Source organism: Clostridium sp. TF11-13AC (genome assembly GCF_003481065.1).
Taxonomy (GTDB): domain Bacteria; phylum Bacillota; class Clostridia; order Lachnospirales; family Lachnospiraceae; genus Otoolea; species Otoolea fessa.
On the sequence record NZ_QUKJ01000002.1, the window covers coordinates 74622 to 86471 of the forward strand.

General features: G+C 46.3%; 7 protein-coding genes and 1 pseudogene. 5 read left to right on the plus strand and 3 right to left on the minus strand.

Annotated features, from left to right (window positions below):
* Positions 1–932: 932 nt before the first annotated feature.
* The 4 genes from DXD12_RS04555 to DXD12_RS04570 all read left to right on the plus strand — a co-directional run bounded on the left by DXD12_RS04555 (position 933) and on the right by DXD12_RS04570 (position 8843).
* Positions 933–6635 (plus strand): LPD11 domain-containing protein, encoded by a 5703-nt coding sequence (locus DXD12_RS04555; protein ID WP_223385287.1) that lies wholly within the window; start codon positions 933–935, stop codon positions 6633–6635.
* Entirely contained in the window at positions 6635–6967 is a 333-nt protein-coding gene (mobC, locus tag DXD12_RS04560; protein WP_002578947.1) for a plasmid mobilization relaxosome protein MobC, read from the plus strand. The genes DXD12_RS04555 and mobC overlap by 1 nt, the downstream gene beginning before the upstream one ends.
* Before the next feature lie 116 nt (positions 6968–7083).
* Complete coding sequence (locus DXD12_RS04565; protein WP_002578946.1) at positions 7084–7368, plus strand: hypothetical protein; 285 nt, start codon at positions 7084–7086, stop codon at positions 7366–7368.
* Between the two features lie 62 nt (positions 7369–7430).
* The gene (locus DXD12_RS04570; RefSeq protein ID WP_002578945.1) at positions 7431–8843 is read left to right on the plus strand and encodes a relaxase/mobilization nuclease domain-containing protein; all 1413 of its coding nucleotides are present in this window, start codon (positions 7431–7433) and stop codon (positions 8841–8843) included.
* A gap of 352 nt (positions 8844–9195) precedes the next feature.
* Here the strand turns inward: DXD12_RS04570 and DXD12_RS04575 are convergent.
* From DXD12_RS04575 to DXD12_RS04590, 3 genes and pseudogenes are all read right to left on the minus strand, one after another.
* Positions 9196–9384 (minus strand): annotated as a pseudogene (locus DXD12_RS04575) (topoisomerase DNA-binding C4 zinc finger domain-containing protein); the annotation flags it as partial.
* A 169-nt stretch (positions 9385–9553) separates the two neighbouring features.
* Positions 9554–10291 carry a 23S rRNA (adenine(2058)-N(6))-methyltransferase Erm(B) gene (gene erm(B) / locus DXD12_RS04585; protein ID WP_118219131.1) on the minus strand — a complete coding sequence of 246 codons (738 nt, stop codon included), beginning with the start codon at positions 10289–10291 and terminating at the stop codon, positions 9554–9556.
* An 18-nt stretch (positions 10292–10309) separates the two neighbouring features.
* Positions 10310–10942: an N-terminal phage integrase SAM-like domain-containing protein gene (locus DXD12_RS04590; protein WP_235844072.1), complete on the minus strand. Its 633-nt coding sequence runs from the start codon at positions 10940–10942 to the stop codon at positions 10310–10312.
* Between the two features lie 382 nt (positions 10943–11324).
* Between DXD12_RS04590 and DXD12_RS04595 the strand changes: the two genes are divergently transcribed.
* The gene (locus DXD12_RS04595; protein ID WP_002578940.1) at positions 11325–11702 is read left to right on the plus strand and encodes a helix-turn-helix transcriptional regulator; all 378 of its coding nucleotides are present in this window, start codon (positions 11325–11327) and stop codon (positions 11700–11702) included.
* The last annotated feature ends 148 nt before the right edge of the window (positions 11703–11850 follow it).

An 11850-nucleotide genomic window follows, 5' to 3' on the forward strand; every position in this document is an offset into this window, starting at 1 on the left:
CTCGTTTCCACGCAACCTTGGTACAGCAGTATTCGGAATTTAGAAAAACCCTTGCGGAAAATCCCGATCTGCTTCGTTTTCACTATCACAAGCTGAATCTCATTCAGAAACAGCTGTATGAGTTGAATATGCCTTTGCGTGAGTATCAGACCGATATGATGCAGATGCCCCTTGTCCGCCAGTTCATTACGGATGATGAAGTCAATGCAGACTTGACCCGTGGAAGCGGCTTTTCCGGTGGTAAAGCCCGTATTTATAACTACTGGCAGGAGAATCATTCTGCCAAGGAAAAGATGGACTTCCTGAAGCATGAATACGGAACCGGTGGTCATTCCCATGCCTGCTCTGGTGCAACGCACAGCGGTCAGGATCACGATGCCAAGGGTGTTGCTTACACCAAGAGCGGTTGCGATAAATTGCAGATGTCCTGGGCGCAGGTGGTGCAGAGAATCGACGGTCTGATACGAAAGGGACGCTACCTCAGCCCGGAGGAAGAAGCGGAACGACAGGCTATCGAAGAAGCTAAAACTGATCCGTTGGAAGATGTTTATGACCGTTTCGCAGTGATTGATACCGAGGATGGCGAGTATGCGATCTGGGATAATCAGACCGATGACTACTATGTAGACCCGGAAGGCGTTACGGAATACTTCACGGACGAATGGCTTGCCAATGACTATTTGGAGGAAGTTCGTCAGTCCGTAGCTGCGATGGAGTCGGTTCAGCCAGAAGCGCCTGTGGCAGAGCCTGCCGAAGTTGTGGAAGCATCTGCTTCCGAGGAACCGAAATGGAATTATCAGGTCGGTGACACGGTATATCTGGACGATACAGCTTTCCGTGTGGAGCAGATCACGGACAGAGAAGTTCAGCTGCGTGACCCTACGCTTGCTTATCCCATCTTCCGTGCCGAGAATCGTGAGAATTTCGAGCGTATGCTCTCTCAGGACGAAAGAAACCATGCGGTAAGGGTTGATGCCCAAACCGAAGAAAAGCCCGTTACAGAGGATTTTCTGGGCAAAACCGAACCGAGGGACTACACCCCTGAGTATCAGCTGTTAGACCGTCTGCGTATGGACTGCGAATACTTCCTTGGTGCAGGACAGCACAGCGAAAAGCATCTGTGGGCAGGCAACCGCCATGCACAGATTGCCAAGATGCGTGAGCTGTATGAAATGATTCCCGACAAACCAGAATGGCTGACACCTGAGATGATTAACAGCTACGAGGAGCGCATGGCTCCCCGCTATCTGGTTGCCGCCTACCATCACTTTGAAAACGGCTTCGATGATAAACTGGACTACTACACTCTGGAAGAAGCGGAAAAAGCTGCCCAGGGCTATGTGGACGGAACCATGGAGGATGACGGATTCAAGTACGATGGTGCTGCCGTTTACGATCAGCAGGAGCATAAGTGCATCCGTATCTATGGGGACTACCCTGACGAAAAGGCACACGCACAGGTCAGAGCCAGTGCGGAACCCGAACAGCAGGAACCGGAACACTTCATCGATCATTTTTATGTTGCCGAGGACATTCAGAAGCGGGGTGCGCTGGACATCAAGGAATACAGTTCCTTTGATGATGCCCTGCGAGCCTACTATGCACTTCCTGACACGCAGAGAAAAGCCCTGGGTGCAATGAATACCAGAGATCTGCCGGGTAGTCTGGACTTCGTACAGTGCGTAGATGGAAAGGACACCATCATTCAGGATTATGCCCAGGTGGACGGATGGCAGAATGCCGAAGTCATGGACATTATCGCTCAGCTTGAGCAGTCCATCACCACCAGAGAAATCCCACCTGTTCCTGCGGTGAACTTCCACATCACGGATGACAACATCGGTGAAGGTGGACCGAAGCAGAAATTCGCAAGAAACATCGCAGCCATTGAAACTCTGTTCAAACTGGAAAGCGAGAACAGGAACGCCACTACCGAAGAACAGGAGATTTTGTCGAATTATGTCGGTTGGGGCGGTCTGGCAGATGCCTTTGACCCGGACAAGGGAAATTGGGCGAAGGAGTATCAGACACTGAAAAACCTGCTTTCCGAAGATGAATATGCTGCGGCAAGAGCTTCCACCCTGAACGCACATTACACCAGCCCTACGGTCATTCGCTCCATCTACGATGCGGTCGGACAGATGGGCTTTGAAACAGGAAATATTCTGGAGCCTGCTATGGGTATCGGCAACTTCTTTGGTATGCTCCCTCCTGAAATGCAGAGCAGCCGTTTGTATGGTGTGGAACTGGATTCCATCACCGGCAGAATTGCTCAGAAGCTCTATCCCAACGCAGAAATCAAAGTAGCCGGTTTTGAAACGACAGACCGCCGAGACTTTTACGATCTGGCTGTGGGTAATGTCCCTTTCGGCAACTACAAAGTGTCCGACAAGCCGTATGACAAGCTGGGATTCTCCATTCACAACTATTTCTTTGCCAAGGCTTTGGATCAGGTTCGTCCCGGTGGTGTGGTCGCTTTTGTGACAAGCCGTTACACCATGGATTCCAAGAACTCTGACGCAAGGCGATATATGGCGCAGAGGGCGGAACTGCTTGGTGCAATCCGTCTGCCAAACGATGCCTTTAAGAAAAACGCAGGCACGGAAGTCGTGTCCGACATCCTGTTCCTGCAAAAGCGTGACCATCCGATTGACATTGTACCGGAATGGGTAAACCTTGACCGCACCGAAGAAGGACACACCATGAACAGCTACTTTGTCGCTCATCCTGAAATGGTTCTGGGCGATACGGTGGAAGAAAGTACCGCCTACGGCATGGACATTACAGTGCGTCCCATTGAGGGCATGGAACTGTCCGAACTTCTGAAAGAAGCAGTTTCCCACATCCAAGGAACCTATCAGGCTGTGGAGCTTCCCGAAGCTGACAAGGGTAAGGAAATCGAAACCATTCCTGCAACCCCGGATGTAAAGAATTTCTCTTATACCGTGGTGGATGGCAATGTGTACTTCCGTGAAAACTCCCTGATGCGCCGTGTAGACCTGAATGAGAAAGCAAAAGACCGTGTGATGGGCATGGTGGAACTTCGTGGTATCGTCAACGAGCTGATCGAATATCAGCTTGAGGATTACCCGGATGAAATGATTACTCAGAAACAGGCAGAACTGAATGATGCCTACGATGCGTTTGCCGCAAAGAACGGGCTTATCAATAATCGAGCCAATGGTCAGGCATTTGCTGACGATTCCTCCTACTATCTCCTGTGTTCTCTGGAAAATGTGGATGAGGACGGCAATCTGAAAAGCAAGGCGGATATGTTCACCAAGCGAACCATCAAGCCGGAACGCAGAGTGACGAGCGTGGATACGCCGTCCGAAGCTCTGGCAATCTCTATCGGTGAGCGTGGCAAGGTGGATTTGCCGTTTATGGCACAGCTGCTTGGAACACCTGGAGAATACGATGCGATTCAGGCAGAGCTTCGAGGGGTGATCTTCAAAGACCCGATGGCTCCCGATGCTGTGGAAGTTGGATGGCAGACTGCCGATGATTACCTTTCCGGTGATGTAAGAAGCAAGCTGCGTGTCGCACAGATGGCGGCAGACAGGGATTCTTCCTTCCACATCAATGTGGAAGCCTTGCAGAAAGCACAGCCGAAGGACTTGGATGCGTCCGAGATTGATGTGCGTTTGGGTGCAACATGGATTGATGCCGATTATATTCAGCAGTTCATGGAGGAAACCTTTGAAACGCCGTATTACTTGCGCCGTTCCATTGAGGTCAAGTTCTCCGAGCTGACCGCAGAGTGGCGCATCAACGGTAAGAGTTCTCCCAACTACAACGATGTGGCGGCGTATGTCACCTACGGTACAGAGCGAGCCAACGCATATCGGATTCTGGAGGAAACGCTGAATCTGAAGGATATTCGTATCTATGATACGATTGAAGATGCAGATGGTAAGCAGAAGCGTGTCCTCAATAAAAAAGAAACTACCCTGGCACAGCAGAAACAGCAGGCAATCAAGGATGCGTTCCGAGATTGGATTTGGAGAGATCCGCACAGACGAGAAACCCTTTCCACCAAGTACAACGAACTTTTTAACTCCACCAGACCTCGTGAGTATGATGGCTCTCATATCCGTTTCGGCGGCATGAACCCGGATATTACCCTCCGTGAACACCAGAGAAATGCTATCGCTCATGTGCTATATGGTGGAAATACGCTGCTTGCACACGAAGTTGGTGCGGGCAAGACCTTCGAGATGGCTGCATCGGCTATGGAGAGTAAACGGCTTGGATTGAGCCAGAAATCCCTGTTCGTTGTGCCGAATCACTTGACCTTACAGTGGGCAAACGAGTTCCTGCACCTCTATCCGAGTGCCAAGCTCCTTGTTGCCACCAAGAAGGATTTTGAAACAGCAAACCGTAAGAAGTTCTGCGCTCGTATCGCAACGGGTGACTATGATGCAGTCATCATCGGTCACAGCCAGTTTGAAAAAATCCCGCTTTCTGCCGAACGACAGGAACGGCAGCTGCGGGAGCAGATTGATGAGATCGAGGGTGCGATTGCGGAGCTGAAATGGCAGCGTGGCGAAAACTTCACGATCAAGCAGATGGAGAAAACACGAAAATCATTGGAAGCCAGACTGGACAAGCTCCTTGCCGCTGACAAGAAAGATGATGTCATTACCTTTGAGCAGTTGGGTGTAGACCGGCTGTTTGTGGACGAAAGCCATGCGTTCAAGAATTTGTTCCTCTACACAAAAATGCGAAATGTGGCAGGTCTGTCCACCTCCGAAGCCCAGAAATCTTCGGATATGTTTATGAAGTGCCGCTATATGGATGAGCTGACCGGCGGGCGTGGTGTGATCTTTGCAACCGGTACTCCAGTAAGTAACTCGATGACCGAGCTTTATACGGTCATGCGCTATCTCCAGTACAGTACGCTCCAGCAAAAGAACCTGACCCATTTTGATTCCTGGGCATCGACCTTCGGAGAAACAACAACTGCGATTGAGCTTGCACCGGAGGGAACCGGCTATCGTGCCAGAACCCGATTTGCGAAGTTCTTCAACCTGCCTGAACTGATGAATATGTTCAAGGAGGTTGCCGACATCAAGACCTCTGACCAGTTGCATCTCCCTGTTCCCGAAGCAAAGTTTGAAACGGTTGTGGTTCAGCCCTCTGAGTACCAGAAGGATATGGTGGCTTCCCTTTCAGAGAGAGCAGCAGATGTTCATGCCGGTATTGTAGACCCGTCCGTCGATAATATGCTCAAGATTACCAGCGACGGACGAAAATTGGGACTGGATCAGCGGCTAATGAACACCCTGTTACCCGATGACCCTGACAGCAAGCTCAATGCCTGCGTGGGAAATATCCTGCGTATCTGGCAGGACGGTCAGGCTGACAAATTGACCCAGTTGGTGTTCTGCGACCTTAGCACACCGAAAAATGATGGAACCTTCAATGTCTATGATGATGTCAAAACCAAGCTGATTGCAAACGGTGTGCCTGCGGAAGAAGTTGCCTTTATCCATGATGCAGATACCGAGGCAAAGAAAAAAGACCTCTTTGCCAAGGTTCGTACCGGGCAGGTGCGAGTGCTTCTTGGCAGTACGCAAAAGATGGGTGCAGGAACCAACGTCCAGGACAAATTGGTGGCAGTTCACCACTTGGATGTGGGTTGGCGTCCGTCTGATATGACCCAGAGAAACGGTCGTATCATCCGTCAGGGCAACCGGAACAAAGAGGTTCAGGTGTATCAGTATGTGACCGAGGGAACCTTCGATGCCTACCTGTATCAGACCTTGGAAAACAAGCAGAAGTTTATTTCTCAGATTATGACCTCCAAATCACCGGTTCGCTCCTGTGACGATGTGGATGAGCAGGCGCTGTCCTATGCGGAGATCAAGGCGCTGTGTGCCGGCAATCCGCTTATCAAGGAAAAGATGGACTTGGACATTGATGTGGCAAGGCTGAAGGTGCTGAAAGCTGACCACCAGAGCCAGCAGTACCGTATGGAAGATAAGCTTCTGAAATACTTCCCGGCTGAGATTGAAAAGCAGACAGGCTATATTCATGGCTTTGAAGCTGATATTAAAACCGTGGAAGCACACCCGCAGATTGCCGATGGCTTTTGCGGCATGGAAATCATGGGCAAAGCCTACACCGAAAAGGCAGATGCCGGTGAAATCCTCCTTGCGGCTTGTAAGGACACGAAAAGTGCCGATCCGGTTCCTCTTGGCAGTTACCGTGGCTTTCAGATGGAGCTTTCGTTTGACAGTTTCCGGAACGAGTTCGATGTGACCCTGAAGGGCGCTGTGAGCCACAGAGTAGCCCTTGGAACGGACGCACGAGGAAATATCACCCGACTGGACAATGCCCTTGCAGGCATCCTTGAGCGCTTAGAACGAGCCAATGAGCAGTTGAATAATCTCTACAATCAGCAGGAAGCAGCCAAGGCGGAGGTTGGAAAACCGTTCCCGCAGGAAGCAGAGCTGACAGCCAAAAGTCAGCGACTGGCAGAACTGGATGCAGCCCTGAATATGGAGGACTCTGTGGAAAATCGTGACGAAAGAAGCGAGTCAGAGCGTCCTTCTGTGTTGGCTGATCTGAAATCCAAAGCGGAGCATATCCCGCCTGCAAAATACTCTGAAACCCGTGAGGAGGTGTTGTAATGGCAAAGCGAGATCAGGATGTTCATTTCCTTGCATCCAAGGAGGAGGTCGAGCGAATCCATGAGAAGATGGACGAGCTTGGCATCCGCAGCATGGGAGCCTATCTGCGGAAAATGGCTCTGGATGGTTACTGTATCAGACTGGATTTGCAGGATGTGAAAGCCCTGGTTTCGCTCCTGCGAATCTGCTCCAACAACCTGAACCAGTACGCAAAGCGAGCGAACGAAACAGGCAGCATCTATCGTGCTGACATTGAGGATTTGCAAAAACGGCTGGAGGAGATCTGGACGGACATGAGAGAAGTTCTTGTTCGCCTGTCCTCAATCCAGTAATCCGACAACTTGTTGGGAAGTCGCAGTTTCGGCTGCGGCTTTTACATAAGGGTTGACATCATTGCGTTATGGCAGATACCCTTGTACAATATAATTAAAAGAAAGGGGTTGAGCCTATGAAGCTGGTATTGAAGATATTGGCACTGCCGGTGCTGTTCGTTGTAAAAGTGATTTGCATTCTTGGAAATCTGCTTACAAATGTTGTGTCCTATGTAATTGGTTTATTGCTCTTGGTCATTGGCGGATCTGCGATTTACTGCATTGTAAAGGCTTTGTGGCAGTCCCTGCTTATTCTTGTGGTTCTTGGAATTGCGACAATAGCAGCGGTGTTCTTGCTCGTCTGGGCTGTTATGAAAGTCGAGAATATTGGAGAAAGTCTGGGAGCATTTATCAGGTCATAAGATAATATCAGAGAAAAGTCACCGACCGGTGGCTTTTTCTTTTTGGGAAGGAAGTGATGGGAATGGCAGCTACAAGATTGATTGCACTCCATGTGAATAAGGGAAAGACGGTCGCTCAATGTTTGGCAGACAGAACCGACTACTCACAAAATGCCGCAAAAACCAATGATGGCGAATTTATCAGTTCCTATGAGTGTGATCCAAAGACAGCAGATGAGGAATTTCTGCTTTCCAAACGGCAGTATCAGCATATTACCGGCAGACAGCAGAAGAACAATATCATCGCATACCAGATACGCCAGTCCTTTAAGCCGGGAGAAATCACCCCGGAAGAAGCGAACCAAGTCGGCTATGAAACAGCGATGCGATGGACAAAGGGAAAACACGCTTTCATCGTTGCGACCCACATCGACAAATCCCACATTCACAATCATATCATTTATAATTCGACCTCGCTGGATGCCACACGGAAATTCAAAAACTTCTTTCTTTCCGGTCTGGCGGTGCAAAGACTCAGTGATATGGTTTGCCTGGAACACGGGCTGTCCATTATTACACCGAAGCCGTATCGGGAGCGCCAGAAAAGAACTGTTTATCCCAAGAAGCGTACCCAGCGTGACGAATTATGTGATGCGATTGATGCGGTGCTGAAGCAGAAACCAAAGAGCTTTGATGGCTTTGTTCAGGCTCTGGCTGACATGGGATTTGAGTTCAAGGATGGAAAGCAGCCTGCGTTCAAGGGCGAGAATCAGAAGCGTTTCATTCGGCTGCGTTCCCTGGGCGAAGGATATAGCAAAGAGGAAATTCAAGCGGTTATCTCCGGCAAGAACCTGCACAAATCAAAAGGCGGCTCTGCCAAGGCTCCTGCCCCGAAGCAGTTCCAGATGCTGATTGATATTCAGGCAAAGATGGCCGAGGGCAAGACGGTCGGTTATGAAAAGTGGGCGAAGAAGTTCAACCGAAAAGAAGCTGCCCGAACGGTAATCCTACTGAAAGAAAAAGGCTTGGGCAACTACGACGATCTGACTGCTCATATTGAAAATCTGTCTGCCCGGTTCGATGCGCTTTCTGATTCTATCAAGGTCGCAGAGAAACGTATGGTTGAGGTTCAGGCGTTGCAGCAGCACATCAAAAATTATCGCAACACAAGGCAAATTTATATCGAGTACCGCAAGTCTGGATATAGCAAAAAATTCTTTGAAGAACACCGTCAGGAAATCACAATTCATAAAGCGGCGAAGCAAGCCTTTGATGAATTGCAGATTACAAAGCTCCCGTCCATGCAATCATTGTATGAGGAGTTTCATCAGCTGGCAGTCCAGAAAAAGCAGGACTACGCTGAGTACCGTCAGATCAGAAAAGAGAAAGAAGAACTGCTGATTGCCAAACGGACGGTTGAAACGATTTTGAATATCGACAGGCAGAAAGAGCAGGAAAAAGAGAAAGAGAAAGAGGAAAAGAAGAACTTCCGTTAAAGCAAAAAGCCACGGTCTGCACTCCCCAAAGGGTGCGGATCGTGGCTGCTTTTTTGCTTTTCGATTTCGGTGCTTTCAACCATGGGCAAATTTTTATTCTACTGTTCTTTGAGAAACGATTGAAAATCGTGTAGCCATCATCGGCAGATGATGTTCAAAGGGGATTGGGGATGCTTCCCCAACAAGCAAATTTGCGAAGATTGCACCGAAGGGAAAATCGAGAAAATGAGTGAACCTGTACAGGTTTACACTGCTTGCCAATTTGTGAGATTATGAATTTAGTATCGAGAATAGGGTACACCTAAATTTTGCAATGCTGCAACCCTATCATCGTTGCATGGATGAGTTGAGTATCTTTCGTTTTGATTCCTTTTACCAGGGTTTCTTTTCCCTCTAGTAATTCTTTTACATTTGTTTTGGTGAGTTTTTTCTTTCTAAAATGTTCAGCTAAAGTGAAGGTACATTCAGGATAATTTGAACAACCATAAAACGATTTTTTTAATACAATATTGTTGCCACACTTAGGACATTTTCCTACAAGGGGTCCCGAGCGCTTAGTGGGAATTTGTACCCCTTATCGATACAAATTCCCCGTAGGCGCTAGGGACCTCTTTAGCTCCTTGGAAGCTGTCAGTAGTATACCTAATAATTTATCTACATTCCCTTTAGTAACGTGTAACTTTCCAAATTTACAAAAGCGACTCATAGAATTATTTCCTCCCGTTAAATGATAGATAACTATTAAAAATAGACAATACTTGCTCATAAGTAACGGTACTTAAATTGTTTACTTTGGCGTGTTTCATTGCTTGATGAAACTGATTTTTAGTAAACAGTTGACGATATTCTCGATTGACCCATTTTGAAACAAAGTACGTATATAGCTTCCAATATTTATCTGGAACATCTGTGGTATGGCGGGTAAGTTTTATTAAGACACTGTTTACTTTTGGTTTAGGATGAAAGCATTCCGCTGGCAGCTTAAGCAATTGCTGAATCGAGACTTGAGTGTGCAAGAGCAACCCTAGTGTTCGGTGAATATCCAAGGTACGCTTGTAGAATCCTTCTTCAACAATCAGATAGATGTCAGACGCATGGCTTTCAAAAACCACTTTTTTAATAATTTGTGTGCTTAAATGGTAAGGAATACTCCCAACAATTTTATACCTCTGTTTGTTAGGGAATTGAAACTGTAGAATATCTTGGTGAATTAAAGTGACACGAGTATTCAGTTTTAATTTTTCTGACGATAAGTTGAATAGATGACTGTCTAATTCAATAGACGTTACCTGTTTACTTATTTTAGCCAGTTTCGTCGTTAAATGCCCTTTACCTGTTCCAATTTCGTAAACGGTATCGGTTTCTTTTAAATTCAATTGTTTTATTATTTGGTTGAGTACTTTTTCACTCGTTAAAAAGTTTTGAGAATATTTTATATTTTTGTTCATGTAATCACTCCTTCTTAATTACAAATTTTTAGCATCTACTAATATACCAATATTGCAGGAATCAAGATTAGAATACAAGTATTGGCATAATTTTTCCTGTTCAGCACGACTCAAAACTCTCATTTCCTTCGTTTGACGTTTTATCTGTATAGATCGTGCGTCACAAGAAATGGCTTTCCCGTTTCGGGTGGCAAATTGTAAGACATTTCGAATTAGAGATAAAATATCTGAAACAGTTTTAGAGGAAAGTCCATTCTCCTTTAATCCACCAGAAACAAGGAAAAAATTACACTGCGTTTCAATAAACTCGTGTGTTATATCACGCAATTGTTTGCTTCCGAACACAGGAAGTATATACGAGCTGAGAAGATTCCTATATTTGTTGCTTGTAGATTCCTTCACTTTAGGACATATAGCTTGAAACCATTCCATAGCAACCTGTTCAAATTGATCTGAGCTAATTTCTGGATCGACAGTGACAGAATTACTCGTGCACGAACTTTGACTGATAAGTTTTGCCTTGACTTCTCGATATGACTTTGCATAAACATAACCGTAATTGGCTTTGCCTGTAGAAGATCGGGACTTAATGTATCTTCCTTCCCATCTGCCGTCTTTCCTTTTGTAAATATTTTCTCCTTTTCGTGCCATAAGGTACACCTCCTTCAATATGACTATAATTCTGACGGCAAATTGTGACTTTGGAACTTTCTAAGATGGATTTTTGTGCAAAACCTCGTGTTTTATGTCCCTAACATATTGACAAACAGTGCGACAATTTGTAAAATAAAGATATAAACTAAAAAAAACAGAGAAGAATGCGATTCGTGGAGTAATGTACTCTACGAATTTTTTATTTTAAAGAACCTCAAGATAGCTCATATTGTCGTCTTGGGGTTCTTTTCATTCTATCATTTAATGCAATCTGCCTATAAAATTTTATCATATTGCATTTATAAATGCAACTTGCACCCGATGTTGGTTGTTGAGATTTTTGGTACATTTTATAATGTATAGCAGAATCATACACAGCATGGAGGTGATTGAAACGCAACCGGAAATTGATTACGTTAAGATTGGTCAGCGCATTAGAGCTGCCCGACTGGAAAAGGGTTATAGTCAGGCTGATTTGGGTGCGTTGGTTGGTTGCTCGAACAATCATATGAGCCATGTTGAAGTTGGACAGACGAAAGTTTCTTTGGCAATGCTTCTAAAACTGGCATTCGTCTTGGAAAAGAACTTTGACTATTTTTTACTGGATACCCCATATGCAAAATGCGACAGCATCATTGATAATGAGATTGCTGCAAAACTGAAAAAGTGTAATGTAACAACATTGATAACCGTAGGAAAGTTGATTGATGTCTTGATTGACCAGCAAGAGATGATAAAAAAAGCGGAGCTTGATTGATATAATGAAAAAGAAGCCCATTGACGGTACAGAGTGAACTGCTATGGGGTTCTTTTTTGCAGCACAATATACTGATTCTTTAAGAAGCAAAAAGTCCACCAGTCATGATGCACTACGCATCGTACTGGTGGACTTTTTCTGTAAAGAT

Excerpts from the sequence above, each read along its gene's own strand:
- DXD12_RS04555 (WP_223385287.1), top strand. The coding sequence starts at position 933 with ATGCTCTCTCAGGACGAAAGAAACCATGCGGTAAGGGTTGATGCCCAA.
- mobC (WP_002578947.1), top strand. The coding sequence starts at position 6,635 with ATGGCAAAGCGAGATCAGGATGTTCATTTCCTTGCATCCAAGGAGGAG.
- DXD12_RS04565 (WP_002578946.1), top strand. The coding sequence starts at position 7,084 with ATGAAGCTGGTATTGAAGATATTGGCACTGCCGGTGCTGTTCGTTGTA.
- DXD12_RS04570 (WP_002578945.1), top strand. The coding sequence starts at position 7,431 with ATGGCAGCTACAAGATTGATTGCACTCCATGTGAATAAGGGAAAGACG.
- DXD12_RS04590 (WP_235844072.1), bottom strand. The coding sequence starts at position 10,942 with ATGGCACGAAAAGGAGAAAATATTTACAAAAGGAAAGACGGCAGATGG.
- DXD12_RS04595 (WP_002578940.1), top strand. The coding sequence starts at position 11,325 with ATGGAGGTGATTGAAACGCAACCGGAAATTGATTACGTTAAGATTGGT.